Source organism: Paenibacillus pinisoli, assembly GCF_003605435.1.
In the GTDB taxonomy this organism is placed as follows: domain Bacteria; phylum Bacillota; class Bacilli; order Paenibacillales; family Paenibacillaceae; genus Pristimantibacillus; species Pristimantibacillus pinisoli.
In genome coordinates this window covers 36,108-62,050 of record NZ_QXQB01000007.1, presented here as the reverse complement: position 1 = coordinate 62,050, position 25,943 = coordinate 36,108, and the positions used below count along the sequence as shown (strand labels likewise).

Annotated in this window: 23 protein-coding genes and 1 pseudogene; 8 read left to right on the top strand and 16 right to left on the bottom strand. The window is 46.5% G+C overall.

The window, feature by feature from the left end; genetic code table 11:
* Positions 1–25 precede the first annotated feature (25 nt).
* On the top strand, positions 26–625 hold the full coding sequence (locus D3P09_RS24420) for a DUF7010 family protein (RefSeq protein WP_120114056.1): 600 nt from the start codon (positions 26–28) through the stop codon (positions 623–625).
* Positions 626–771: 146 nt separating this feature from the next.
* Here D3P09_RS24420 and D3P09_RS24415 read toward each other — a convergent pair whose 3' ends face one another.
* The 4 genes and pseudogenes from D3P09_RS24415 to D3P09_RS24400 form a co-directional block, all read right to left on the bottom strand.
* Positions 772–1,239, bottom strand: coding sequence for a phage tail protein (locus D3P09_RS24415; RefSeq protein ID WP_120114055.1), 468 nt, complete (start codon positions 1,237–1,239; stop codon positions 772–774).
* A 30-nt stretch (positions 1,240–1,269) separates the two neighbouring features.
* Positions 1,270–1,749: a GyrI-like domain-containing protein gene (locus tag D3P09_RS24410; protein ID WP_120114054.1), complete on the bottom strand. Its 480-nt coding sequence runs from the start codon at positions 1,747–1,749 to the stop codon at positions 1,270–1,272.
* 110 nt (positions 1,750–1,859) lie between these two features.
* Positions 1,860–2,282, bottom strand: coding sequence for a DoxX family protein (locus D3P09_RS24405; RefSeq protein ID WP_120114053.1), 423 nt, complete (start codon positions 2,280–2,282; stop codon positions 1,860–1,862).
* Between the two features lie 23 nt (positions 2,283–2,305).
* A pseudogene (locus D3P09_RS24400) lies at positions 2,306–2,569 on the bottom strand (effector binding domain-containing protein); the annotation flags it as partial.
* 107 nt (positions 2,570–2,676) lie between these two features.
* On the opposite strand from D3P09_RS24400, the gene D3P09_RS24395 reads away from it, so the two are divergent.
* On the top strand, positions 2,677–3,642 hold the full coding sequence (locus tag D3P09_RS24395; protein ID WP_120114051.1) for a helix-turn-helix transcriptional regulator: 966 nt from the start codon (positions 2,677–2,679) through the stop codon (positions 3,640–3,642).
* Between the two features lie 107 nt (positions 3,643–3,749).
* Here D3P09_RS24395 and D3P09_RS24390 read toward each other — a convergent pair whose 3' ends face one another.
* The 6 genes from D3P09_RS24390 to D3P09_RS24365 form a co-directional block, all read right to left on the bottom strand.
* Complete coding sequence (locus D3P09_RS24390) at positions 3,750–4,292, bottom strand: SRPBCC family protein (protein WP_120114050.1); 543 nt, start codon at positions 4,290–4,292, stop codon at positions 3,750–3,752.
* Between the two features lie 3 nt (positions 4,293–4,295).
* Positions 4,296–8,117: an InlB B-repeat-containing protein gene (locus D3P09_RS24385; RefSeq protein WP_165867571.1), complete on the bottom strand. Its 3,822-nt coding sequence runs from the start codon at positions 8,115–8,117 to the stop codon at positions 4,296–4,298.
* 100 nt (positions 8,118–8,217) lie between these two features.
* The gene (locus D3P09_RS24380) at positions 8,218–8,808 is read right to left on the bottom strand and encodes a response regulator transcription factor (protein ID WP_120114048.1); all 591 of its coding nucleotides are present in this window, start codon (positions 8,806–8,808) and stop codon (positions 8,218–8,220) included.
* A complete protein-coding gene (locus D3P09_RS24375; RefSeq protein ID WP_120114047.1) occupies positions 8,780–10,021 on the bottom strand; it encodes a sensor histidine kinase in 1,242 nt (413 codons plus the stop codon). Before D3P09_RS24375 ends, D3P09_RS24380 begins: the two co-directional genes overlap by 29 nt.
* A 32-nt stretch (positions 10,022–10,053) precedes the next feature.
* Positions 10,054–10,278 (bottom strand): S-layer homology domain-containing protein, encoded by a 225-nt coding sequence (locus tag D3P09_RS28530; protein ID WP_120114046.1) that lies wholly within the window; start codon positions 10,276–10,278, stop codon positions 10,054–10,056.
* A gap of 155 nt (positions 10,279–10,433) precedes the next feature.
* Positions 10,434–11,813, bottom strand: a complete 1,380-nt coding sequence (locus D3P09_RS24365) for a DJ-1/PfpI family protein (RefSeq protein ID WP_120114045.1) — start codon at positions 11,811–11,813, stop codon at positions 10,434–10,436.
* Positions 11,814–12,249: 436 nt separating this feature from the next.
* Here D3P09_RS24365 and D3P09_RS24360 point away from each other — a divergent pair, with 436 nt between their 5' ends.
* Both D3P09_RS24360 and D3P09_RS24355 read left to right on the top strand, forming a co-directional pair.
* Positions 12,250–13,254 (top strand): carbohydrate-binding protein, encoded by a 1,005-nt coding sequence (locus tag D3P09_RS24360; RefSeq protein ID WP_120114044.1) that lies wholly within the window; start codon positions 12,250–12,252, stop codon positions 13,252–13,254.
* A gap of 94 nt (positions 13,255–13,348) precedes the next feature.
* Positions 13,349–14,050, top strand: a complete 702-nt coding sequence (locus D3P09_RS24355) for a DUF4386 domain-containing protein (RefSeq protein ID WP_120114043.1) — start codon at positions 13,349–13,351, stop codon at positions 14,048–14,050.
* Between the two features lie 189 nt (positions 14,051–14,239).
* Here the strand turns inward: D3P09_RS24355 and D3P09_RS24350 are convergent, their stop codons facing one another.
* From D3P09_RS24350 to D3P09_RS24340, 3 genes are all read right to left on the bottom strand, one after another.
* The gene (locus D3P09_RS24350; RefSeq protein WP_120114042.1) at positions 14,240–14,782 is read right to left on the bottom strand and encodes a hypothetical protein; all 543 of its coding nucleotides are present in this window, start codon (positions 14,780–14,782) and stop codon (positions 14,240–14,242) included.
* A 398-nt stretch (positions 14,783–15,180) separates the two neighbouring features.
* Positions 15,181–15,462: a YbaK/EbsC family protein gene (locus D3P09_RS24345; RefSeq protein WP_341538306.1), complete on the bottom strand. Its 282-nt coding sequence runs from the start codon at positions 15,460–15,462 to the stop codon at positions 15,181–15,183.
* Between the two features lie 303 nt (positions 15,463–15,765).
* A complete protein-coding gene (locus D3P09_RS24340; RefSeq protein ID WP_120114040.1) occupies positions 15,766–18,153 on the bottom strand; it encodes a putative Ig domain-containing protein in 2,388 nt (795 codons plus the stop codon).
* A gap of 636 nt (positions 18,154–18,789) precedes the next feature.
* On the opposite strand from D3P09_RS24340, the gene D3P09_RS24335 reads away from it, so the two are divergent.
* The 3 genes from D3P09_RS24335 to D3P09_RS24325 all read left to right on the top strand — a co-directional run bounded on the left by D3P09_RS24335 (position 18,790) and on the right by D3P09_RS24325 (position 21,453).
* On the top strand, positions 18,790–19,071 hold the full coding sequence (locus tag D3P09_RS24335) for an ArsR/SmtB family transcription factor (RefSeq protein WP_120114039.1): 282 nt from the start codon (positions 18,790–18,792) through the stop codon (positions 19,069–19,071).
* A gap of 59 nt (positions 19,072–19,130) precedes the next feature.
* Positions 19,131–20,180 carry an LLM class flavin-dependent oxidoreductase gene (locus D3P09_RS24330; RefSeq protein ID WP_424452643.1) on the top strand — a complete coding sequence of 350 codons (1,050 nt, stop codon included), beginning with the start codon at positions 19,131–19,133 and terminating at the stop codon, positions 20,178–20,180.
* A gap of 88 nt (positions 20,181–20,268) precedes the next feature.
* Positions 20,269–21,453, top strand: coding sequence for an MFS transporter (locus tag D3P09_RS24325; protein WP_120114038.1), 1,185 nt, complete (start codon positions 20,269–20,271; stop codon positions 21,451–21,453).
* 275 nt (positions 21,454–21,728) lie between these two features.
* Here D3P09_RS24325 and D3P09_RS24320 read toward each other — a convergent pair whose 3' ends face one another.
* Both D3P09_RS24320 and D3P09_RS24315 read right to left on the bottom strand, forming a co-directional pair.
* The gene (locus tag D3P09_RS24320) at positions 21,729–21,998 is read right to left on the bottom strand and encodes an NAD(P)-binding domain-containing protein (RefSeq protein WP_243644451.1); all 270 of its coding nucleotides are present in this window, start codon (positions 21,996–21,998) and stop codon (positions 21,729–21,731) included.
* Between the two features lie 82 nt (positions 21,999–22,080).
* Positions 22,081–22,671: a TetR/AcrR family transcriptional regulator gene (locus D3P09_RS24315; RefSeq protein WP_120114037.1), complete on the bottom strand. Its 591-nt coding sequence runs from the start codon at positions 22,669–22,671 to the stop codon at positions 22,081–22,083.
* A gap of 419 nt (positions 22,672–23,090) precedes the next feature.
* On the opposite strand from D3P09_RS24315, the gene D3P09_RS24310 reads away from it, so the two are divergent.
* Positions 23,091–24,263, top strand: a complete 1,173-nt coding sequence (locus D3P09_RS24310; protein WP_120114036.1) for an MFS transporter — start codon at positions 23,091–23,093, stop codon at positions 24,261–24,263.
* A 606-nt stretch (positions 24,264–24,869) separates the two neighbouring features.
* On the opposite strand, the gene D3P09_RS24305 is transcribed toward D3P09_RS24310, so the two are convergent.
* Positions 24,870–25,604 (bottom strand): HAD family hydrolase, encoded by a 735-nt coding sequence (locus tag D3P09_RS24305; RefSeq protein ID WP_165867570.1) that lies wholly within the window; start codon positions 25,602–25,604, stop codon positions 24,870–24,872.
* Positions 25,605–25,943: the final 339 nt, after the last annotated feature.

Here is a 25,943-nt window from a genome sequence, read left to right as displayed (position 1 = left end):
TGGGATTATAAGGAGTCTGATGAGAATGAGTGATTTAGTTAAATTACCGAAGTCTGCTGTCTTTGGAGCTGCAAATGGCGTAATGTTCATGACGTTTTTTGGAGCGCTTTGGGCTTCCATTGGAATTGTAGGTTCACATAAGCTTGGAGCTCCATGGCTACTTGTTCTTTCGGGTATTGTAACATTAGTCTTACTGATTGGAGCCATTACGCTTTTTGGTAAAGCTCGTAATATGAACAATGCTGTTACACCGGAAGGGAAGGAACATTGGAAAAAAATAAATAAAAAATTTGGTTTGATCTTTGGTCTTGAAGGTGTTGCGATCTTTATAGCAAGTATAATTTGTAACTTGATCAATCATTTTGAAATCTTTTTTCCTATCATGGCTATCATTGTTGGCATTCATTTTTTCCCTTTAGCTCAATTATTCCGCGAAAATTTTTATTATGGTACAGGTGTAGTTCTCTGTATTTTAGGCATTATCACTTTCTTTTTACCCATGGACGCCACGATTGGCGGTGTATCTCTGATTGCGACTTCTACTTTTATCGGTTTTGGGTCAGCTTTGACTCTATGGATGACGGGTTTGAGAATATGGGTAACTATACTCAAACAATTGAAATAATTAAAACTCCTCCCTACTTATGATAAGCCTCACCGTAAAGGGTCTATCGGCGAAAACACAACAAATGGCGGCCTAGCGGCCGCCATTTGTTGTGTTTAGCTGAAGCTTGCTGCAATGCAATTCTTTATCCCGAGAACCTAATTGCTTCAAAGCTCCCCTTTAATGACGAAGAACGAACCTCGAATCGTCCCGGCTAGCTTGGACTTCTGTCTTGCGAATTTAAACCCTTTCTCTTCCAGCTCCCGAGGTACTTCCATCCCCTCAGACAGCTTAAACCCTACGGCCCGCTTCTTAGGATCATCTACCGTATACATGACGTTAACGGCCAGACCGTCTTCATAGAAGACGAAGGCCCACCGGATATTTTCGACTTGAAAACGCGCCGTTTCCAGCGGTTTGGCTGCAAACACAATACCACGTTCTTCTTTTAACACTCGTTCCACATAATCTAGTGTCTCCTGGCTTTCGCCGGCAGGTATGACCGTGAATTCATGCTTGTATTTGTTCATGAAGTAACGGGCTTCGTTCGCGCGCAAACCAGCTAGCGCTTCTGCTACCGGCGAAGAATCCAGACCCGACGTAGACACGTTTTTAAAATCAACGATAGTGGACATCCTCATTCCTCCTACTGATCTCGTTTACTTCTACTTCTCTACAACCGGAACCCACATTTCGCCATAAACAAGGCCGTCCCGCTGCCCCATCTCAACCGTTGCATTGGGCCCGCCGACATAGGCGTAATTATCGGCTGCCGGCAAGGCTTGACCAAAGGCAATGCCGGTCAGCATGCTGCTGAGCTCGTTGGCCGACTTCCCTTCGCCTTTAACGACGAGGTATTGTCCCTTAGGGAACTGGATGACTCTGTGCTCTTCCGGTACCGATGAATCCGTCATGACGCCGGCGTAATACATCATCTTCTGATTGACCGCTTCGTTCACGGCAAAGATGTAGGCGTTCGCAGCGACAGCCTTTAACGTGTCGAGCCTTCCATCCTGCTCCACAGTCCGCCAAAAGCTCTCCTTCTCCTTATTTATGCCGGCATAGTCCGTGTAATCGCTCTTCAGCTCCGTTCCGATACCAAGCACGATAAAGCTGTCTTTTTCCTCAAAGTTATACGTTGCCATGAATCCAGCTCCTTTTTTTGAATGAATGGATTGATTTGGTTCATTACCTGATAGGTTTATCATAACCATAAATCGTGTCAAAAGCTGCTACTGTTTAGCGTCACGGTCTTTTAAAGTTTGCGGCTTTTCGGACGCAGCGCCCAGGAAGCGATGCCCAGAGCGGCATAGACAAGCGGAAGAATCACATGGAATCCGCCATCGCCGTAATCATGTGCGAACACATGAGATAAGGACGCGCCCGTCATTAGAAAGAAGATACCGCTGTAAGCCCATTCCTTAAGCCTGGGGAAACCTGGGATGAGGATCGCAATGACTCCAAGTAACTTCCAAGCCCCGAGAATTTGCGTGATATATAACGGAAAACCTATATCGGTGACCAAATCGACATTGCCGCCATATCTCATCAATTGTCCGATCCCGCTTAATGCAATGGAGAATGCGAGAATGCTGGTGATGATCCAATAAGCGGCCGTCCTTCCGACAGGACGAGCTTCAACCTTAGCGATCTTCTCATTACCGGTAATCGTGTTCATTCCAATTCCTCCTTTGATCTCGTTTATTTCGGCACAACCGGAATCCACATTTCCCCGTATACAGGGCCGTCTCGCCGCCCCTTCTCGACCGTTGCATTGGGGCCGCCGACATAGGCGAATTTATCGGCTGCCGGCAGCACTTGACCAAAGGCGATGCCGGTAAGCGAGCTGCTGAGCTCATCAGCTGTCTTCCCCTCGCCTTGAATGACGAGATATTGTCCTTTAGGGAATTGGATCACGCTGTATTCTTCCGGTACCGCTGCCTCTGTCATGACGTCGGCAAAATATTGCCATCATCCCAGCTCCTTTTTCGATTTGATTATTTGTTTTTCTGCTTGATGGGTTTATAATAACAATTAATCATGTCAAAATATGATACTGTTTAGAGGGCCCCATGAAAAAAGTTGAACGGATTAACATTATCATGCGGTACATTAACAACCGCGCCCACTTTACCATTACTGAAATTATGCGTGAGTTCAACATCTCCCGTTCGACGGCGATTCGGGACATCAGGGAGATTGAAGCGATGGGAATGCCGCTAGTCGCCGAAGTTGGGAGGGACGGGGGCTACTTTGTGATGAGCAATTCCGTTCTGCCCACAGTCCGCTTTACCGATAATGAGATTAAGGCCCTTTTTATCGCCTTCATGGCCACGCGCAATCTGCAGCTCCCTTATCTCAAAAGCCGCCACTCTTTGGCGGAAAAGTTGCTCGGCCTCATCTCTCAAAACCAGCAGGATGATCTTGTTCTGTTAAATCAGATTTTGCTTTTCGAAGGTACCAACCCTCATAATCCTGACCTGCTTGATCTTTCGGACCTGCCCCATCCGATGTTAGAGCAGCTCATCCAGATCCTTCTTGAAGATCGCTACTTAACGATTTCCGTCGAAGAAGCAAGAGAAATCAAGTCTTATCCCATCTATCTCATGCGCCTGTATCGCGAAAAAAGCGCATGGCAAATCGAAGGCTTCGACCTTGTGGAGGAGAAGAGGCGGATTATTCCAGTCGACAACCTCACCGAGGTCAAACCATACCCCGAGAAAAAAAGGATGGGCAAGAAAAAGATCGCGGAACAACTAGGCAGACAGGAAGAAGCCATCAACCTGGTCGTCGAGCTTGGTCCCAAGGCGATTGCCCAGTTCAAAAAGTATCATCCTCTAAAAATGACGATTTCATATACGAATCCTTATCAAACTACAGCGATCTTAAAGGCGTTCCTCAATGTTCATCATCCGGATGAATTGACCGAGATCACAAATTGGCTGCTTTTCTTGGGTGCAGATATCAAGGTCAGGGAAATACCGAAGGAGGTTGTAGAAGAATTGCAGGACAGAGTGGAGGTGTTGGGGAATAAGTAATTGACCATTGTGAAAAAAAGATCGTCCGAAGAGGCCATCTTCATGGACGATCTTTTTGGGCATTCTTCTTATCGGATTGGGGTCGTCACGTGCGGAAACTTCCCGGATCAATTATGTTGCGGAGGAACAGGCGTTTCCTCTGGATCAGACACCTGTCGACTCGAACGCAAGCCCCCTGAAGACTCGCGCCTTCGCATCAGTTCCTTCTCAAGGCTCTCTCTCCCTCTCTCCATCGCCCAGTGGTGGTTCGAGGTGAAGAACGGTTTTAATATCGGCGAGAACAGCTTGAGCAAGGGCTTCTCGGCATTCACATACCAATCGAACTGTACATTCACATATTCCCCGTCCTGCTCGAACTGCCACGTTCCGTGACCGACCAAATCTCCCGAAGACTTCAAGGAGATGGAATGCGGTGCTTGTTCGGCCGTCTTGCATGACCTCCAGCGGAGCTTATACGGCAGCTTGCCCCTCGAGAGAATGTCGTAGACCTCGTTGCCCGTCTCCTTGTCCGTGCCTCCCTTTTGAATCTGCAAGTATACTTCGGGCCACCAACGTTGATAGTCCAAGAAGTCGGAGCAGATCTCATAAATCACCCAGATGTTCCCCTTCACCCGCCAACGGGTCGGCATGTAGTATTCGTTCGCAGCCATGGCTTAGTTCATCCTCTCTAACAACTGATCGATTTCGGAACTTAATGAGATCGCTCGCAAGAGGACGGTCAAAGCTTCGGCTCGTGTAGCGCTCTTATCCGGGTCAAAAACATTCTTGCTTCTTCCGCTGATAATGCCGGCATTCGCGGCTTGCTGAATCTGATCCTTAGCCCACGTACGATCGATATCCCGAAAATTCACCGTCTTCACTTGCTTCACCGTAGTCAGATTCACGATTCTTGCGAGGATCGCAATCATCTCGGCACGCGTAATATTTCGATCGGCCCGGAAAGTACCGTCCTCATAGCCGCTAATGATGCCGTTGCTAGCCAACGCAAGGACTGCGTCCCTGGCCCAACTATCTTCAAGATCGGTAAAACCGGGCGTTGCCGCGGTGCCTTTGGCAAGCGGGAACAGCTTCGCCAGCATTAAAGCGAATTCTCCTCGCGTGATGCTTGCATCCGGCTTGAACGTCCCGTCGCCATATCCTTGAACAATCCCGAGTCTTGCGAACAAGCGGATACTATGAGCCGCCCAGTGATCTTCCACATCCGCAAAGACAGGAACGTTCGCATTGCGCGGATCGCCCAATTTGGCGTTAAGTGCGTCCAGCATCGTATGGATCGCTCCCGCGTCATTCACGTCGATCGGCGGCCGGCCGGGAACGACGTTGAGTATTGGGGGCTTCTCTGACGGCTGCGTTGTCGGGACTGCCGGTGCCTTAGGGTCCGACGGTGTCGTCGGATCTGACGGCGTTGTCGGGATACCACCACCGCCTGGTTGACGCTTGTAGATCGTGATCTCTTGGCTTCCGACACTCCCGGAACCATCCTGGGCCGTCGCCAGAACCGTTACGAGGCCGGCATGCTCTGCTTTCAACAATCCCGTCTCATCAATGACGGCCCTGCCGGTACCCCTTTGTATCGACCAAGACACCTGCTTGTTGGTGGCATCGTCCGGACTCACGCTGACGGTCATTTGCAGCGTGCCGCCTTCATAAACGGAGGATGTGGCGCTTGTCACCTTGATGCTGGCAACCGGGATCGTATTGACCGGTGCCGGGGCCCTCGTGATAGTAACATGATAAGTTTTGGTTGTACCATCTTCCGCCGTGGCCATTATCGCTACGCGGTTGGAACCGACATTCAGATTGACCTGTACGGGCTGACCTGACTCCGCTACATCTCCATTGACGGTAACGGTTGACGCCTGATCGGATACTTCAGGTACGATCGCCACGCTGCTTGTCGCATATCCGACGTCGGCGGTATAGCTGGTAATCCCGGCTTGGAACCGAGGCTTCAAATCACCTTCGCTTAACGTCAAGCCGGCTAAGTCGGCATCCGAACTCGGATTCGGGCCAGGCAGCGGACTTACCTGAATCGATACCGTGGCAGGCTCCGCACTCGATCCATCGAGGGTTGCCGACAGCTCGACCGATGCAGGCTCGAAGACATAAGGGGCCTTCCAATAGACTTGGAAAGTGCCATTCTTATCGGTCGTCACCGTTGCCTTGTCGCTCTCCGTTTGGCTCCACTTGCCTAGGTTCGAGCTGCTTAGGTGAACGGAGATATTGGCTTGAGGCGTAGCGCCTTCATCATATACCGTACCGGTAACCAAGATTTCACGTCCGCTTAACGCCACAGTGCTACTCGTGACTAGACTGACCGCGAGCGGCTTGCGCTCCCACTTGGCATACAAGGTCATGTCCCCGGTAACGGTGTTCTGTTCGAAATTCCATTGAGCCGCATAGCTCGGGTCCTTGTACCACCCAGCAAATCGGTACCCGTCTTTGTTCGGTGCCGGCGTCGGCTCGTCAAGAAGAGCCCCCGCATTGGCGGTTGTTGCAGGAATCGCCGTTCCCCCGTTCGTCTCATACGAAACGGAAAAGCTGGTCACGGTATCGGCTCTGCGCACGAATATCAAGAACGTTCGAGCATGGATCCCATCTCCCGGGGTTACATCGATTCTAATGATATTTATTCCGGTATGCAGCGGTACGCTGACGGGTGAACCGCTGACGGCGGGTACACTGCCGGTAACGCCGGTGGCAGACATATTGCCGATCATCAGAGTGGACTGATCGCTGGCGGTTGTTGCCGTTACGTCGACACTTGTTACGACATTGCTGACGTCCGCCACGGTATAGCTGTACGTGTCGCCCGAGAATTCCGGTACGAGAGCGAGGGTCCCTAGCGACAAACCGCTTAACTCGGCATTGGACTCATCTGGCGGAACGACCTGTAACGTGTGGCTGTCCGCCATCCCGATCGTACCGTCTACGCTTGCAAAAATCGTTGCTGATCCTGGGTTCGCTACCGAAGGAGCCGTCCATTCCACCGCAAACCCGCCGCTTGCATCCGTTGTCGCCGACACGTCGCTGTTATCGGTAAGCTTCCATTTGCCCAGGGTGCTGCGCAAATTCACGACGGCGTTCTCGACAGGCAAGCCGGTATCGTCCCTCACTACGCCGGTGACCGTAAGGCTATCGCCGCCAGTTACATGATCTCCATCCTTCTCTAACGTTATGGACCCGATTGCTGCTGCTCCGTTCCACTTCCACTTCGCATACAACGTCATATCTTCGGTGACCGTGTCGTTGTCATAATCCCATGTATCGGTATATTCCGGATCCGTATACCATCCGACAAAGGCATATTCCGCCCTCGCAGGCTCCTCAGGCTTGGGAGCTAGTCCTCCGTAGGCAACCGATTGGGCCGGGATTTGCGTTCCCCCTCTCGTGTCGAAAGACACTTGATAGGAATTCGCCTCCCAGTTGGCATATAAGGTAAAGCCTACGTCCCGGATGCCATATATAATCGGATAGTTTCCGTCCGAATAATTCATCCCGCTTCCATCCGGCTCCGTGTTCCATCCTTTGAAGGTGTAACCAGTCTTCGTCAACGCGCTTGGATCCTGATCCGGATCCGGTATCGGCACCTGAAATACCCGATTATAGCAAACATATGGAGTATTCGATGGAGCGCTCCCCCCTGTGTTGCCATTTCCGTCATAGGCAATAATATAATTGCAGGGTATGACCTGCAGTCCGTATTTCGTAGCGTAGTTAAATACTTTTACACTGGTCTTCGGGAAATAAAGGATTGCTTTTGAATCAAATACAGGATTCGATTCCACTCCGCCCAGAGTGACTTCCGGCGGAATCGCGACATTTCCCAATGAATTGTTCATGAACGCCCCGGGGTAAATGGCAATTACCGACTTCGGAATCTGGAGCGTCTTTAATTGATTGCCATTAAACGCATAAGAATCAATTAGCTCTAGCCCTTCCGGAAGGGTCACGCTTGACAAGCGATTATTCTGAAAAGCATACCTTCCGATGGTAGCCAGACTGTCCGGAATCGTCACGCTTTCGAGCTGATTGTCCGCGAACGCATACTCATCAAGAAAGGTAACTTTTCCAAACACAATGCTTTGCAGCCGGTTGTATTGAAAGGCCCCTCTTCCGATGTGCGTGACGCTTGGAATCTCGATTGCGGTTAATTCATTGTGGGCGAATGCATAACTAGAAATCATCGTAACGCTAGACGGGAGCTTTACGCTTGTTAGTTTAGGTTGATCAGGATTATTAAGTTGATCAAATGCATTCGAGCCGATGACAGTGACCGGCTTGCCGTCGAACTCGCTCGGAATCACGACGTCCGTGCTCGTTCCCGAGTAATTCGTAATCATGAAAGTGTTGTCTGATAGCAGCAAATAAGTAAAATCGCTGTCCTGGATGGCCTCCGCATGTGCAGCCGGTACAGGCAAGCTGCCGCCAAGCAGAGCGCACAGCATCAACAAGGATAAGATCCGGCGCATCATTCTTCTCTCCGATAGTGAGTGATTCATTGTATATGATTGTAAAATAATCGGATATATTAAAAAATCCCCCGATTGGGGGGGATTTTTGAGTGCTTGTCGGCTATGGAATGATCTTCAATTCCTTGGCGCGCTGCAGCGCCCTTACGCGGTTATTGACGTCCAACTTCCGGAAGACGTTCTTCAAGTGATACTTAACCGTCTCCGAAGTGATGTGCAAATTCTCCGCAATTTGCCTATTGGATAACCCTTCGGCCATATATTGAACGATGCGAGTCTCCTGTCCGGTCAGCAGACCGGTTGCGCCAGGCTCCTCCGCGGAAGCATAATCGCGATACTTTTCCTTAATCTTCTCCCACGTTCGGGCAAGTCGTTGTTCCGTTACCGGCTTCATTAAGTAATCTAATGCATTCACTTCAAAGGCTTGTACCGCATAATCGTCATAGCCCGTAACGAATATGACGGATAGGAAGGGATCGCGCTCTAGCAATAATCGGGACAAAGACATCCCGTCAACATCCGGCATGGAGATATCGAGGAACGCCACCTGAAAGGGGTTGGCTCGCGCATACTCATACGCCTCGCGTGGGGTTAAGAATGCGCCGCATATCTCGAGTTCCTCGAATTCAGCAAGCATAGACTTCAGCCGTCGCACCGACAAAGGTTCATCGTCCACGATTATGGCTCTTATCATCCATCTTCCTCCTGTCTGACAGATAGGGAAGCTCGAAAGACACTTTCGTTCCGACCCCGACCGTGCTGTTGACTTGCAAGCTTGCGTCGTACAGCAGCTTGATTCGTCGCGATATATTCCTTAGCCCTATCCCTCTATGCTCCGAACCTGAACCAAGGACTTTTTGCCGCTTTGCCACACTCATTCCGCACCCGTTATCCTCGACAGCGAACTGAAGCTTACCGCCGTGCTCCAGAATCGAGATGGTGACGGTACCGCCTTTTTCGTTAGACATCAGACCGTGCTTGATCGCATTCTCGACCAACGGTTGCAAGACGAGCGGAGGAATGAGGTGATTCGGATTGGCATCAATATTGTACTCGATGGCTAATCGGTCGCCGAAGCGTACCTTTTCGATATTAAGGTAAGCCTTGGTCAATTCTAATTCGTTCTCCAATGTCGTGAAAGCGTCCATTTGCTTGAAGTTGAGCCCGATTCTGAAATATTGAGCCAGGTCTAGCGTAAGCTTCTCTGCCTGCCTGGAGTCCTCCACGCAGAGGGCGGCTATCGAATTCAAAGCATTGTATAGAAAATGAGGCTGAATCTGCGAACGTAAAAAAGCGATCTCTGCATCTTTGGCTTCGGCCACTCGCTGCTGATTTTTCACTAACGTCTCCTTAATGACCTCATTCATCGCAACGAAGATCAGCACGACGGCTATCATGACCGAGGTATACAGAAGCATAGCGCCTAAGAATGTTTCGGATAAGCCGATGAAGATAGCCATAGACAGAAAGCTGCAAACGCAATAGCTAACCGTAAGACCTGTCGCTATCCACAGCCTCCGGTTCTTGTTGCCTTGCAGGAATCGGGACTGGAAGAATATGAATATGGGGATGCACATGAACACCGCCAGCGTCGTCGCATAGAAACCGTCATCTATCCCAAGGTAGGAGCGGTAAATCAGAATAAGCAAGGATAGAAACATCGTCGTCTCGAACCCGCCGTAGAACGTCCCCAGAAGCAGCGGAACGATACGGATGTCGATGCTTAATTGGTCGGTAACTTGGACGGGAAAGCTCATGCACAACACAAGCGCTGCTCCGAATAAAACAGCCTGAATCAGCCTGAAATACTTAAATCTCCCGAAGCCGATCAAATAAATGAGCTGGAAGGCGAAAATCAACGTAACGACGAACGCTACTTGCAACAATAAGTCTTCGAGGATATTCATGATAACAGCCCTATATCCTTCCTACCATTCTATTAGGAACATTGTAAATAATTTCTGGCTCTTTTGTCTATTAGGGAAACGTCTCGATTACGAAGGAGCAGTTGACCTGAGTACTGGGATACTGGCAACAGTTCAAGATGACGAAGTTCTTGATCCGCAGTCAAAGCTCTGTACAACATGGCGACAATCTCTGCTCGTGTCACTGGCTCATCTGGCCGGAATTTCCCATTATCGCCTAACACAATCCCATTAGACATTTTAAAGCCAATTATAGGAGATTGTAGTGCTACTAAAGTAGAATGTATTAAAATTTCTGCCTATAATGGCAAGTTTAAAGGCCACCCTCAACGGATGGCCTTTCTCATGAGATAAAAATCCAGTTTTCTGCTCTTACATCCCCTGCTAGCAAGGGTTACCTCGAAGCTTTTATATCTGCAGATGATCCCTTTTTCCTACGGATGAAGCGCCGATCGATGAAAAAAGCGATGAGCAAGGACAGGACGCCGAGCAAAACCGGTACGCCAAACGCTTCAAAAGAGAAGGAGCTGCCCTCCAGCTTCAGGTGGTCGGTGGCGCGATATTCGAGCCGCTTGGCGGCAAATTTCGCCGTCTGGATATCCTCCTGCTTGGCCAAATCCTCGAATGCGGGATCCATTGCAAACCGATCCGCCGCATCGCGGTGCAGGAACAGCAGTTTCGCGCTGTTGCCACTGCTCTTCCATTGGTGGATATCTTCGGCAGCTGTAGACTCGGCATCGGCACCGACAACAATCATTTTCGAAAATTTCGGTACGTCTTTTATCTGATAACGCGCGACTAGGTTCAGGCCGTGCTTCGTTACGATCGGTTCGTTCGCGCTGGAGACGGTCAACGTCGTCGTCGTACCGGAAGCGGCGTACGTATCGAATGCGGCGGACAAATCCAGTTCATCGGCGCCGTTATATAGCAGCACACCCGCCTTTACTTTGTTCCATTGAAAAGCGTTATTCAGTACGTACGTAATATCGCTCAGCCCGGCAATGAACGGTTTCATTTGCGGGTTTGTCACATAATCGTAAGAGGGATAGTTCATCTCTCCCGCCACTGTCTTCGCCGCCGCCTCACCCAACTGCTGGGAGATGACGTATAGCACAGCGTCGATCCCCGAAGTCAGACCGGCAGAAGATACGAGATTGCCTTGCGGGACGTAGCGCTGATCTTTCACCCACTGGATTTCCGGATATTTTTTAATGAGCCGGTTGATGTCTCCCCAGTGCGTCGCAGCCGATTTGCCGTTCAGCAAGCCGGTATCCGCCAGGTTTTCAGCTCCATTGCAAATGGAGATCAATGTCGTCTTGGCGCCCGAGTGCTCCCGAATCCATTCACGGACGGGCGCATATTTTTTCTCGTCCAAGATTGGCATATACGGAATGACGATAATGTCCGGGCTTTTGCCGAGCATCGCATCCATCTCGTCAAATGAATAATGCGGGAGGACATCGAGTCCGCCAGTCAGTGATTTAATTTCGCGATCGGGGGCAACGCCGTATACATTGTAAGCTTCAGTCATCGCAAACATCTCGTACGGGACGAGAAAGTCGAACACTTCCGTCACTTCGTTCGCCAGCAGCACGGCCACTGTGGGTTTGTTCGCGTCATATTTTGGTACCTTCACATCCGTCAATGAAGGGGCGACCTTATCGTAAACCGACATTCCGGCATTCATTGTATTGACGTACCCGATGGCGCCTGTCCCCCCTACGACGACGACAAAAACGATGAGATAGATAATGATGCGTAATAAAGTTTTCACTTGCTGCGCTCCTTCCAGCTAGATTGCTTACCCGTAAAGTTTAACAAAACAAGATGAACATCTCCTCTGTCTGTGGTTCGGTAGAGGGGCCCTCCTAAAGTTTGGGTGGCCACTAGACCTTGGACTGTATTCTTTTTGCGGCATAACTCGATAGGGCTATAATGCTAACAAAACGGTGACAAATGCGCTTAAGCGAATTTTTAAAGGGGAATAAAAAATAATCTGTTGAATAAGTTAGTACTAATTTTATATTCCTGATATAACAGACCACTACGCTTTTCCCTTTGAACAAATTAGAATAAGGGGGGATATTTCATGAATGCTTAACAGTAAATCTGATTGCAGCAATGAAGATATTACTGCAAGATTCTGTTCAAGCTTTACTTTAAGTATGGCATGTCTCGGGGTAGGCTAAATCAAATATGGAGGTTTTAAAATGACTTATAAAAAGTTTTCTTCTAAAGCCCTATCACTTATGTTAGTTTTTGCATTTATCATATCTACATTTTACGCGGTATCGCCGGTAAATGCAGCCGCTAGAGGAGCATGGGCTCCAAATACTGCATATGCAGCAAATGATACTGTTACATATAATGGAAGCACTTACACCTGTCTTCAGGCGCATACTTCCCTCGTAGGTTGGGAACCATCCAATGTTCCTGCTTTATGGCAGAAGGGCGGCAGCGGTGGAACTACACCACCACCAGCAACAAATGGAGTGACATTCTATGCAGATATAAACTATGGCGGAAAAGCAGTAACACTTGGAGTAGGCAATTATACATTGTCTCAGTTGAACGCAAGAGGAATTCCGAATGACTGGATGTCCTCTCTCAAGGTACCAAGCGGTTGGACTGTTGAAGTATATGAGAATGATAATTTTGGAGGAACAAAATGGACCTATACTTCAGATTCCTCCTGGGTTGGCAATGCTGTCAATGACAAAATGTCATCTGTTAAGATCTATACGGGTTCACCAAATCCATCAGTATCAAAGCCTTCCGAAGTTCCAAGCCACATATGGACATATGCAATGAATGCAGACAATAAATTTGGTAAAGGCGGAGATTTTGCTTTATTGCTGAGTGCTGTTATCAAAAAAGAAAGCAGCTTTGGAGCGGGTTTACCAGGTAGTCCATCAGCCGGCGACGGATTGATGCAGGTAGAACCAAATACACGTAATGCTTATTTATCTCAATTCAGCTCCACATTTGGCCGTGCTTATAATCACAGCAGTGAACAAGATCAGGTGTACTTGGGTGCACTGATTCTAAACGAAAAAATTGTTAGATTCGGCAACATCTATAACGGCTTATTACGCTATAACGGAGGAGATAACTGGTACCCGGGAGCAACAGATTCTTATGGCCGTCCTATTCTGGCAAATCAATACGCAGATTCAGTTTACGCAACATATAAGAGCTATGGAGGTAAGAATTAAGTGGAATAGGAAATGCCCTGGGAAGACGCTGAGCGAATCGGCGTCTTTCTTTGTTCCTAATGATAAGGGCAGGTAAGGATGAGGAGGCTCATGGATAATGAGGAAGAATACAAATTCAAGAAGAAGGTCTGCAGTAATTACTGGGGTGTTATTATTAGCCGGGTTGGTTACAGGTATATTTAGTGTTGTTCCAGTTATAGATGGAGCAGACTACCTTATTCAGGCTTATACAAATGAAAATCAGGTACTGATAGGAGCGTTTTCCCAGTTGTTAATGGTTGTTGCATATGTGGGTATTCCTATTGCGATGTATCCGATTTTAAGCAAGCATAATAAAGGTTTAGCTCTTGGGTCTGCTGCTTTCGGCATCATTGCGGGTGTGTTCATTATTATTGGTGTAATCATTCTTCTGTTGCTATTGACATTAAGCCACGAATTTGCAAAAGTTGGAGCTCTGAATGACTCGTATTTTCAGACCTTGGGTGGATTGTTACGGGAAGGACGTGATTTGGTAAATCATGTGGCCACGACACTGACATTTGTTTTGGCGATGTTCTTGTTTAACTGCATATTTTACCAAACAAAATTCGTCCCGCGCTGGTTGTCCGTTTCGGGTCTTATTGGATCTATATTGTCCATATTGGCGAGCTTATTATTTATGATTCGCTTCATCGGTCTCGATGCAACCTACATGACGTTGAACGTTCCAATAGCCTCTCAACAATTGGTTTTGGCTATATGGCTAATCCTTAAAGGATTCAACCGGGCGTATGCTCTAGAAAAGAAGGTAGGTTGATAGCAAATGAAATTGCCGAATATGTGAAAGGGAGTTTTTCAATTGTCAAATCGGATTGCTTGAAGATAAGCTCTCAGGAATATTTCATTATTGCAAAGCTTAACGGGTCTATCGGCGAAAAATGCGCAAGGGAGCTGTCGCGGCCAGCTCCCTTGTAATCAATCCAATTCGGCGCGAGAGACATCCTGGTTACGGAAAATCCAGCTCATCATCGATGACACGGAATATCTCCCTATTCCGCACCGGATACCGGGCATCCAGTTCCTCCCACTGCCGCTTCGGTAAAACCAAAAAATCGTGCGTATCGGAAAGATACGAGGCCTCAAATAGTCGAATTTCGTATTTGTCCCGGATCAGCTCCTGAAAGCCGCGAATCGTGATATAGCGATCATTTCCGGTAAAGGTAAGCGCAATCGAATGCAGTTGTCCATTGTAGGTAATGTCAAGTCCTTTGTCCGTAGACATCACCTCGACCGTTTCATCGGGAAGCCGTTTACCAAACAATCGGACGATCTCCTCGTCATCCTCTCCCCAATCTACAGTGACGCTGTATACAAAAGCAAACACAATCGGAATTTGCTCCTTGATCGCGAGCTCGTCCGCCAATTCAGTCTCATCATCCATCAATTGATAGCGCTTGAGTTTTTCATGATGCTTCTCAATAAATTGTTGAAGCTGTCTCCCATCTCCATCGAATAGGAATGTCATCTCGCTGTCGCTTGGCATTCTCATCCCAGTTATCCTCCCTGTGTTACTCAATTCATATACTCCCGTCATACGAAGAAATTCCGCACTTACCTCCCAAATATTAATTCTATGATCAATCCAATTCGGCGCAAGAGAATAGATCCCTGATGACAGTGTCATCCTCGCAAGCATCTTTAAATCCGATTGCAAAACTGTGTAATTTTCCATATGTTAAACGTAATAATTAATCAAATAGTTGCATTATCTTCCCATTAGCTGAACGCCCTCTCGCTCTACTACCAATAACGGTTAAAGCCCAAATATTTCGCCTTATTTCTGCCTTCATAAATATACACAGAAAGCGCCGAAGTAATCGGCGGCCTTATTAATGATGATTCAATTATCGTCACCCTTTAGCGAAATAACAGAAAGGAAACACAAATTTATTTTACACAAATTACTCGTCCTTTTGTCATTTGCACTAATTCTTCTGGTATTAATTGAAACACTGCTCTTGGATGTCCGGCAGCAGCCCATATCTCTCTAAATTGTAACAAATCTTCATCAATAAGAGTGATGATTGACTCTACATGTCCTAAAGGTGGTACGCCTCCAATAACAAATCCTGTGTGTCCGCGTACAAAATCAGCATCAGCTTTTCCTAAATTGTCATTCAGATGGGTGTTAATTTGTTTTTCATTAATTCGATTTACTCCACAGGCTATTATACTTCTTTTCTAAATCGCTCAGGAAATTTCTCCTTTATTAATTGCTCAAGGTTTAACTCTAAGTTATTCATCATCACTACCCCAAACCTACTTAATATTTTTTGAAATTTTTCTTATCTTGAGCGAACCACCGATATCAACCCCAATTTTTCGTCATCACTTATGATAAGGTTCACCATGTCATCTATAGGTCAAATACTTCAATGCATTCCTGAATATGTAGCGAATTCTACTGAATAGAAAAAAGGCCGTTCACACACTGTAGGTGCATGAACGGCTATAAATGATAGCTAATGTTGCTTATCCCACCAAACTATCATCCAGTATAGCCTTTAATTCCGGATCCAGCATCAGCAGCTTCCACAGCATCGTGACGGCTTCCGCACGAGTGGCTTTACCCTTCGGTTGAAGCTTATCGTTATAGCCTTGAATCAGTCCGGCCTTTGCCGCTGCGTCAATCTCCTCCTGTGCGTACTTTCCGGCAGTGGCCATATCCTCGAAGTCCGCATGTCCCGTCTGCGGCAACGCTGCTGTATTCACCAGCCTCATCATCATGACAACCATTTCTTCCTTCGTTATCGTCGCGTTCGGTCTGAAGCTGCCATCGCTGTGACCTGTAATGATCCCGTGGTTAGCCAATTCAGTAACCGCTCCTTGAGCCCAGTGCCCCTGCATGTCGGTAAATGGTGCTGGACTTGTCTGCGCAGGCGCGAAGATAAACAGTCTGGCAAGCACTGCAGCAAACTCTGCCCTCGTAATTGAATTATTGGGGTTGAAGCTGCCATCGACATAACCCGTGATAACGCGTAGACTTGCCAGCTTATCGATGGTCTGCCGCGCCCAATGCGTCCTAGTATCCGTGAACCAATCCTCGTTCGCATCCACCGACTTCAATCGTTCCCGAATCAACTGCTGCAGCTGTTCCCACTGGATCAGATTCGTGTTGAAGATCGAAGTCGGAGGAGTTGTCGGCTCCGGAGTCGGTTCTGGCGCTGGATTCGTTCCTTCACCGTAACCCGGGACTGTTCCCGGATTCCCATGCACTGCTTTTACAGTAACCGTAATTACTTCCTCATCCGTTAATGAGCCATCACTCACTTGAACTGTGAAGTTGTAGCTGCCAGGACCTTGTGCTTTCGTTGGCGTCCATACGAACACACCTGTTGATGCATGGATACTTGCTCCTACTGGTGCACCTACCAAGCTGTACGTTAGCGTATTCGCAGGGATATCGATATCCGTTGCAACTGCTGTAAAGGTTAGTAAGTTTGCTTCATCTACCGTTTTATTGCCGATTGCAGCAAGTACTGGTGCTACATTCACTTCGTTGACCGTTACGGTAATTTCCTCTTCATCACTTAACATTCCATCACTAACTCGTACTGTAAATGTGTAGCTACCAGAACCTTGTGCTTCAGTTGGCGTCCATGTGAATTCACCCGTTGCCGCATTGATCGTTGCCCCTGCCGGTGCACCCACCAAGCTATATGTCAGTACAACCGAATCTGAATCTATTGCTGTTGCAATAAATGTAAGCAGCATTTCCTCGTCCACAGTCTTATTACCGATTGGAGCCAATACTGGCGCCGAGTTTACTTCATTGACTGTAACCGTGATGGTTTCTTGATCACTTGCCATCCCATCGCTTACTCGTACAGTAAACGTGTAGATGCCCGGACCTTGTGCTTCCGTTGGCCCCCATGTGAACACACCTGTCGTTGCGTTGATAGTTGCTCCTACTGGTGCACCTACCAAGCTGTACGTTAGCGTATTCGCAGGGATATCGACATCCGTTGCAACTGCTGTAAAGGTTAGTAAGTTTGCTTCATCTACCGTTTTATTACCGATTGCAGCAAGTACTGGTGCTACATTCACTTCGTTGACCGTTATGGTGATTTCCTCTTCATCACTTAACGCTCCATCACTTACTCGTACAGAAAACGTGTAGCTGCCAGGACCTTGTGCTTCCATTGGCGCCCATGTGAACACACCTGTCGTTGCGTTGATAGTTGCTCCTAATGGTGCACCTACCAAGCTGTACGTTAGCGTATTCGCAGGGATATCGACATCCGTTGCAACTGCTGTAAAGGTTAGCAGGTTTTCTTCATCTACCGTTTTATTGCCGATTGCAGCAAGTACTGGTGCTACATTCACTTCGTTGACCGTTACGGTAATTTCCTCTTCATCACTTAACGCTCCATCACTTACTCGTACAGAAAACGTGTAGCTGCCAGGACCTTGTGCTTCCATTGGCGCCCATGTGAACACACCTGTCGTTGCGTTGATAGTTGCTCCTAATGGTGCACCTACCAAGCTGTACGTTAGAGGATCTCCCTGCGCATCTGATGCACTTGCTGTAAAGGTCAGCAAGCTTTCTTCATTTACCGTTTTGTTACCGATTGCAGCAAGTACGGGTGCTGTATTCGCAGCAGAGTATTCGATTTCAAGCCTTGGTTCAAAAATCGTTGCGTCATATATCAAATCGCTAGAAACTGGAAAAATCACAATGCCATCTGCACCAAGGTTGCCAGAAATCTTCAGACTGCTCACATCAATAGGGTACCTAAAAGTATCTAGCGCCACGTCCTTCGTCTGAATACTAAGTTCAGTAGCTGTAGCAGACGTAGCTACTGGAAACAATGAAAAAGTTAATAGTAATGAAAGAGAAAATGCTCTTGTTTTTTTCATGCAACAAAACACCCCAACCAATTAGAATAGAAGCACTAAAGTAAAGTACTTTGGCGGAAACATTTCTTACAAAAGAATGGTACTTGAATAAACGGATTGCCGATGTTATTAATGTCGAACTGAGTTCCGCTTTCAGTAAACCGGCATGCAAAAACTCCTACAATTCAACTCTATCTTGACATCATAGAGCGAGTTATAGGAGTTTGTAGTCATACTAAAGTAGTATGCTGCAAAATTATCTTATCGCCCTAACGATGCCGCTGTGTTGACGATCTCATCCACTTTGTTCCGGCTTTCAGGAGGGCTACGACAAACATCCTGATGTAAAAGATAAGAAATGGTGGGAAGAGAAATGATGATGTTCCACCATAACTGCTATAGTCCGTTCCTTTTGCGTTTTTATTGAGGCTACTAAATCAGGCTTGGGTGGATATAAAATTTCGCCCTACTTATGATATGGTTCAGCTTAACGGGTCTTTCGGCGAAAACAATGGCGGCCCTGTGGAAGCCAGACTTCGCTATGCCTACTCACTTTGGCAGCCAAATCAAATTTTTACTTTACACCGCAGTCATTAGGTGGTAATATCATTTCTATAATTCCATAAATATAGAAATGATGGCGGAAAGGAGAATTTAATGGCTGATGTCGATCACGATCTAGTGCAAGCTGTCAAAGTATACAAGGCTCTAGGTGAGCCTACACGACTAAAAATTGCCTTAATGCTAATAAAGCAAGAGAATCAATGCGTTACCGCGATCGGTGAACAGCTTGGACACGTAGCCGGTTCAACGTTATCCCATCATCTCAAGCAGCTGACGGAATCGGGTTTAATCCAGTCGCAAAAGAACGGTTCGTTTATTCACTACAGTGTTGATCAAGAAGTGGCAATGAAGTTTGCGCCATATTTACTGGCGTAAATTTTTTAAGCATCATTTCTATATATTTAGAAATATAGAAAAGATAAAGGAGGGAAACCATTTTGGAAAATCGCGTGCGATTGGAACTTGGAATCTCTACATTTCTTCACACCAACCCCAAAGGCGGGGGCGTTCCGCCAGGCGAACGACTGCGACAAGCGATGGAAGAAATTCAGCTGGCTGATCAGGCCGGTCTTGATGTCTATGCGATTGGTGAACATCATCGCATGGACTACACGAGCTCATCGCCGGCAATGATTTTGGCTTCGGCTGCAGCTACTACAAACCATATTCGGCTATCCAGTGCCGTTACGGTATTGTCTTCGTCGGATCCAGTCCGTGTTTATCAGGATTTCGCCACCCTGGATAACTTAACAAATGGGCGGGCCGAGATCATGGCCGGACGCGGTTCTTTTGTCGAATCTTTTCCTCTTTTCGGGTATAACCTGCAAAATTATGAGGAAATATTCGATGAGAAATTGGAGCTTTTACTCAAAATACGATCTTCAGAGAACGTAACATGGAATGGCAAGCACCGTGCACCGCTGCACAATATGGGCGTATACCCGCGAGCGCAACAATTCCCGCTTCCTGTATGGATTGCTACTGGCGGCAGTCCGGGGTCGGCCATTCGTGCCGGTCAGCTTGGTCTTCCTGTCATTTTCTCCATTATAGGCGGCATGCCGGAGCGTTTCGCTCCCTTAGTGCAGTTATATCTTAAAGCAGCCCAACAAGCAGGGCACGATCCTAATCAATTGCAAATCGCCTGTCATTCGCATGGTTTTATTGCCAACTCGTTTGCAGCAGCCAGAGAAAAGTATTATCCCATTATGGCCGAACAAATGAATCAAATTGGAAGGGAACGCGGTTGGGCGACTTATACACGAAGTGTATATGAGGAAGCACTGAGCCCTCGCGGCGCTCTTTATGTTGGAGATTCAGAATATGTAGCAGAAAAGATCGTGCGTGTAACCAAACAACTGGGCTTGACTCGTTTTCTTTTGTACGTTGACTTTAGTACGCTTCCGCATCGTGATTTGTTAAGAACGATCGAACGATTTGGAACGGATGTCGCCCCCCTTGTCCGCAAGGAGCTAGCTAGGCATTAAAGAAAGTAAGATGTTAAGAAATTGCAATCCTTCATTGTTATCATTTCTATATTTTTAGATATATAGAATTATAAAGGAGAATAATCAAATGATTAAATCGTGGAAAGTTTATATTTTAGCGATTATAAGTTTTCTAGTGGGAACTTCGGAATTTGTAATTGCCGGGATATTGGATCTGGTTTCCAAAGATGTAGGCGTAACCATTGCTGCTGCCGGCCAACTCATTTCGGTTTATTCCATATCTTACGCGGTAGGTACTCCGATTCTTATTGCGGCTACCTCTAAACTAAGCCGGAGAACACTTATGCTGGCTGCTTTGGCGCTCTTTTTTATAGGGAATTTAATTACGGTGGTCTCGACGGGCTATCCGATGCTTGTTGGTGCAAGAGTGATCTTAGCTCTTAGTACAGGTGTCTTTACCGTGGTTGCCTTAACTGTTTCTGCTCAAATTGCCGGACCTGGAAAACAAGGCACCGCCATAGCAACTATCATGATGGGATTTAATCTATCGCTTATTTTAGGCGTTCCTGTGGGAAGAGTCATTGCCAGCACCTACGACTGGAAAATGATTTTTTATGGAATCGGCCTTCTTAGTTTTATCGCGATGCTGGTCATTTTAATGGCGTTGCCAAAGTCGCAAGGAGAGGCAAATGTGCCTCTTAAAGAACAACTCGCCCTGTTGAAAAGGCCGCAGCTATTATTAACCTTGTCGATTAGCTTCTTTTGGATGGTCGGTTATACGATTGTTTACACGTTTATTACACCATTTCTGATGAACATTACGGGTATGAGCAATGGGATGGTGAGCATCGCGCTATTTTCATTCGGTATAGCAAGTTTGCTGGGCGCCCAGGCTGGAGGTTATGGTGCGGATAAATTAGGTATTCCGCGTACGCTGAATGGAAGCTTAATGATCCACGCTGCTATTTTGATCCTTATGTCCCTCTTTGCCCATACATCAATAGCTGTCTTTCCGTTGCTGCTGTTATGGTCGTTTTTTGCTTGGTCTACGGGTCCCATTCAACAAGTTTATATGATTAGCTTGGCACCAAGCGCAGCGGGAATCCTTCTGAGCTTGAATACATCCTTCATCCAGTTGGGAATTGCTGTCGGAGCTGCCATTGGCGGTATCGTGGTGGAAAGCTTCTCCTTACAGTCAATCGGCGTGGCTGGCGCAATTGGTGTTGCAATCGCACTCCTTCCGGCTATATTATCGTTCTCGATGCGAAGTCAGTCTGCGAATGGCATACAATCCGTCACAAGCAAAGAATGAAACCATACGTAAAATTACAAGAACAAACAGCGGTATGTCGCTGCTTGTTCTTGTTTTCTATTTCCATTTCCACTTCCTCCATCCAATGGACGCTTTGTAGAGCAAACGACTTCCCGTCTGTTGCGAAAACCAAATGGCATAGCTTTATAGCGGTTCGCTTGAGCGTATTGAATTGAGAGCCGAATGTCACTTATAACCGCAACCAGGCAGACCGGTTATACAAGAGTACGAATAACATCGACTCTAGCCTTATGTTCTGCTCCGATCTCCGTCCTCTAGCATATCAAGCAGCAGGCTGGAAAGCGGGGCTGGAACTTGTGCATTTGCGACGCCGACAGCAAGAGGCCTACATCTTTCTGCGGAATTTTGCTTTGCGATATAGATGCTGAATTTTCGGCAATCATTTTGCCATAGCTTTGATAGATGGGGGCGGTAAACAGTTTGCTCATAAGCATATTGACCGCTGCGGTGTGATCAACCCCGCCACGCTCAGCAATTCCTAATGCTTCTTCCAGTAAGCGTATGGTTTCAATACTTCTAGACAAAAGCAAATCACCTGTGTACCTCTCACCTGATGCAGACTCTTTCTCGGCTAACCGTTCAAGGGCAGAGCAATAGCGAAAGAACCTATCCCAGCAGTTCTTTGGCTCCTTTCATCACTAAGGGCAAAGACTGTTTAACGAATGATTCCGCACTTATTAGACACCCCTCTTTGTTCCAAGTGTAAGCCGCCCCATACATCCCCCAACTTAACATGATAGATGCTGTATTTATTAAAAATTGCGCGTTTGAATTCGATAGCATCTTGTCTTTGTCTATAAAGGAAAGAAGGATCGTTTGAATTTTTTCCTTTATTTGAATTTCGAATACAGGTACAAGTGATGTACTTCTTCTTTTGCATATTGTGTTTAGACTCTTGTGAAATTCGCATATCCCCAGAAAAATACTTTTGATTGTTTCTTCATTTAACACTTCATGACCGTTTATTCTAGGATTCATGATTGTCATAAATGATTCCATTAGTCTAACCTCAAGAATTTCGAACTTATCTACAAAGTGCGCATAAAAAGTCGCCCTGTTAACAGTAGCCCGCTCTGCAATATCCCTAACGGTTATCAATTCAAAGTCTTTTTCTTGAATTAATGAAGCAAAAGCGTCTTGAAGAAGTCTCCGTGTACGTATCACACGAGGATCAGCTTCACTTTTTTTTATTGTCATAGTTAAAATCTCCCCAGTAAAACGACATTATAGAAAAGCTGTTGTTAATACAACGGTTCATGGATATTGATGATTGCGTATCATTCGATTGCTATTATAACATACAAATACAACAAGTGTTGTTCAAGCGACTAATGTTGTATTGAATAATACTTAGCGCCATTTTTTACAAAAGGGGGAGAAAACCATTTCGGTTTCATAACAGTCTCAAACGAGGGAGCACCGACTTTTTTTGTTATTATTCCAGAACGTCTGTCGGTTAGTAGCGATGTTCCCGAGATTAAGATTTCTCGGAAGGAATTGACCAAAACATTTCGGCAGCCCCGCGCTGCCTCCTTCAGCCGCTAGCATAAAGGCGTGGCGGTTTCTCGTTATCGACTAAAATATAATTTTTTTTAAACACATCAGGAGTGTGAATTATGAAGAGCACCTGGAAAGTTTACGTTCTAGTCTTGATCACTTTTTTGGTAGGAACATCTAATTATGTCATCTCCGGGATTTTGGACCGGATCGCAGAGGCATTAGGAACAAGCGTTGCGGCAGCAGGCCAGCTCATTACGGTCTATTCGCTGGCCTATGCCGTCGGCACGCCTATTCTAATGGCGTTAACGGCTAAAATGGACCGTCGTAAGCTCCTCCTTTATTCGCTGGGCTTCTTTATTGCTGCAAATCTGCTGACATTTATATTGTCCGGCTTTGGTTTCTTCATTGCGGCGAGAATCATTACGGCATTAGGCGCCGGGGTGGTTACTGTTAACGCACTCAGCATCTCCGCCAAAATCGCTCCGCCAGGCAAGCAGGCCAGCGCCATCGCCAACGTCACCATGGGCTTAACCGCATCGCTCATCATCGGAGTCCCGCTCGGCAGAATGATAGCCTCGTCTTTTGGCTGGAAAGCTGTATTTCTGGCCATCGCAATTGTCGGGGGTATGGCCATGTTTGTCATTGCTGCAGTTTTTCCACGTATTGAGGGTGACAAGCCTGTTCGTTTAATCAAGCAATTAGCTTTGTTAAAAAAGCCTCAAGTTTTGGTTGCATTGGCGATTACTTTTTTCTGGTTAGGAGGATATTCTCTCGCTTATACCTACATCTCCCCATTTCTGCTAGAGGTGACTCATTTAAATGAATCATTGATTAGCACAGCCCTGCTCGCGTTCGGCATTGCTAGCTTGATAGGGTCGAAAGTCGGCGGCTACAGCGCGGATAAACGTGGCATTATATTCACGCTCGTTTCAGGGATGGTACTTCACGTCATTTCGTTGATTTTGCTATCCTTCGTCGGACAGTCGGTCATTGCCGTATTCGCCATTTTGATCCTCTGGTCTTTTGCCGCCTGGTCATCTGCTCCGGCACAGCAATTCAACCTGGTTACACTCGTTCCTGAATCCTCAGGCGTCATGCTGAGCTTGAACAGTTCCATGATGCAGCTTGCCATGGCATTCGGCGCAGGAATCGGCGGGTTGATCGTAAACCATGTTTCTCTTGCATCCATTACTTGGTTCGGGATACTCGGCGTACTCATCGCCATCATTGCCGCGTTTGTATTGTCCAGCATGTCATCACGGTATTCGGCGGTGCAGTCAGCGAATTAAGGGTATAGTAAACATTGAATATTTGATAACGGACTCTGATCACTAAGTTGATCAAACCGCAAAGGAAGTGCAGTGTCGCTTATGGATTGATTTGGTCTTCCTATGATGTCATTGTCTTTTACGGAAGAAACGGATTTGTATCGGAGGCTACAATTTTAACATTTATTACTGCTTTATAAAACGAGAACTCTCCAGACATGGAGAGCTCTCGTTTTTATCCATGCGTTTGCGGGTGGTGTCAGCTACGGTGGTATTACCCCATTCTGTATGCCATTATGAGTGACAACCCGATTCCCGCGGCGCAGACATTTCTGCATTCACAAGACAACAATGGCATCATTATTGGAATACCTATTATTTACGCTCCCTTTTGCAAATTTAGCATCGCAGCCTCAACCTTTAATTCGATTTCCGCTTTACACTATTTGTGGTAAGGTTCAGCTTAACGGGTCTATCGGCGAAAAATGCACCGCGGTGCGATTTACCCCACCTGCGGTTTTGATCAATTGTGCTTAATAAGCACAGAGAGCCGCCGAGGTAATCGGCGGCCTTATTATTGATAATTCAACTATAGTATCCGTTAGCGGAATAGCGCGAATAAGGTACTCAATCAAGGGGGCTGTCATCTATGTGTGACAATAAAATCGCACGTAACTCCTCTATTTCGGTAATCACTGCTAGAGGGCGGGGCTCTTGAGGTACTTGATAATTCTTCTTATTTAACCATATTGCTTTCAACCCTTCTTGTATTGGAGCCGCAACATCATTTGTCCAAGAGTCGCCCACGACAAGTACCTGTTCTGGTGGTAAAGAAGTCATACTTAGGACATGATGATAAATTTCTGGGCTTGGTTTTTCATAGCCGATAACTTCAGATATGAACACATACTCTTTTGGAATGATACCATCTAATCCGATTGCCTCCAATTTGTCATTCTGCCACCCTTTGCTTCCATTCGTCAATACTCCTATTTGATAATAATTACTAAGATCCTTAATAATTTTGTTTATCATCACATTAGGCTTCATATGTTTTTTACTTATTGATTGGTAGAACATTTCAAAGTTAATTGCCGTTTCTACATCCGTTGTTTTCCCCATTTGATCCATAGAATAGAGAAAACGTTTAGTCCGATATTCGTCAAAAGAAATTTGTTTGCTATCTAATTTCTTTACTAAGAATTGTTCTACATTACTAAAGACATCAAATAAATCGTTACTATTCATTTCACTGGTGAAAAAATGATTTCTGAATGCGTCCTTAACACTATTTTCCCAATAGTCGGCAAAGTGTAAAAGTGTATCATCTAGATCAAACAAAACCAATTTAATTGGATACATAATACTCTCCCATCCATTATGTGATGATAAAGTCTTTCTGAATATTTTTTCCAATTCTATCCTTCTACTCAGATACATGCAACACTTATTTTTAAACATTCTTTCAATTTATTACTACTCTAACGAGTTGAAGTTACCGATGGATACTGTATCTCAACTTTTTGCCCGTTCCTCGGCATCTCGAAAATACTGTCACTTACTATCCTGCCCGTTAGCGTAACAAACGCCTTTCCACCGCCGCGGCGGCATTCCGAGCTTCAAAGTAACTTGCGTTTTTGCAGTTTAAGCTCTGCAACGTAGAGCTTACCGAACTACTGCCAAAAACCACGAGAGCGAAAG

What these genes read in the sequence shown, in the direction of transcription:
- D3P09_RS24325 (WP_120114038.1), top strand. Translation starts at nt 20,269, where the DNA reads ATGATTAAATCGTGGAAAGTTTATATTTTAGCGATTATAAGTTTTCTA.
- D3P09_RS24375 (WP_120114047.1), bottom strand. Translation starts at nt 10,021, where the DNA reads ATGAATATCCTCGAAGACTTATTGTTGCAAGTAGCGTTCGTCGTTACG.
- D3P09_RS24335 (WP_120114039.1), top strand. Translation starts at nt 18,790, where the DNA reads ATGGCTGATGTCGATCACGATCTAGTGCAAGCTGTCAAAGTATACAAG.
- D3P09_RS24420 (WP_120114056.1), top strand. Translation starts at nt 26, where the DNA reads ATGAGTGATTTAGTTAAATTACCGAAGTCTGCTGTCTTTGGAGCTGCA.
- D3P09_RS24310 (WP_120114036.1), top strand. Translation starts at nt 23,091, where the DNA reads ATGAAGAGCACCTGGAAAGTTTACGTTCTAGTCTTGATCACTTTTTTG.
- D3P09_RS24315 (WP_120114037.1), bottom strand. Translation starts at nt 22,671, where the DNA reads ATGACAATAAAAAAAAGTGAAGCTGATCCTCGTGTGATACGTACACGG.
- D3P09_RS24350 (WP_120114042.1), bottom strand. Translation starts at nt 14,782, where the DNA reads ATGAGAATGCCAAGCGACAGCGAGATGACATTCCTATTCGATGGAGAT.
- D3P09_RS24340 (WP_120114040.1), bottom strand. Translation starts at nt 18,153, where the DNA reads ATGAAAAAAACAAGAGCATTTTCTCTTTCATTACTATTAACTTTTTCA.
- D3P09_RS28530 (WP_120114046.1), bottom strand. Translation starts at nt 10,278, where the DNA reads ATGTCTAATGGGATTGTGTTAGGCGATAATGGGAAATTCCGGCCAGAT.
- D3P09_RS24305 (WP_165867570.1), bottom strand. Translation starts at nt 25,604, where the DNA reads ATGTATCCAATTAAATTGGTTTTGTTTGATCTAGATGATACACTTTTA.
- D3P09_RS24395 (WP_120114051.1), top strand. Translation starts at nt 2,677, where the DNA reads ATGAAAAAAGTTGAACGGATTAACATTATCATGCGGTACATTAACAAC.
- D3P09_RS24415 (WP_120114055.1), bottom strand. Translation starts at nt 1,239, where the DNA reads ATGTCCACTATCGTTGATTTTAAAAACGTGTCTACGTCGGGTCTGGAT.
- D3P09_RS24380 (WP_120114048.1), bottom strand. Translation starts at nt 8,808, where the DNA reads ATGATAAGAGCCATAATCGTGGACGATGAACCTTTGTCGGTGCGACGG.
- D3P09_RS24405 (WP_120114053.1), bottom strand. Translation starts at nt 2,282, where the DNA reads ATGAACACGATTACCGGTAATGAGAAGATCGCTAAGGTTGAAGCTCGT.
- D3P09_RS24390 (WP_120114050.1), bottom strand. Translation starts at nt 4,292, where the DNA reads ATGGCTGCGAACGAATACTACATGCCGACCCGTTGGCGGGTGAAGGGG.
- D3P09_RS24410 (WP_120114054.1), bottom strand. Translation starts at nt 1,749, where the DNA reads ATGGCAACGTATAACTTTGAGGAAAAAGACAGCTTTATCGTGCTTGGT.
- D3P09_RS24360 (WP_120114044.1), top strand. Translation starts at nt 12,250, where the DNA reads ATGACTTATAAAAAGTTTTCTTCTAAAGCCCTATCACTTATGTTAGTT.
- D3P09_RS24385 (WP_165867571.1), bottom strand. Translation starts at nt 8,117, where the DNA reads ATGATGCGCCGGATCTTATCCTTGTTGATGCTGTGCGCTCTGCTTGGC.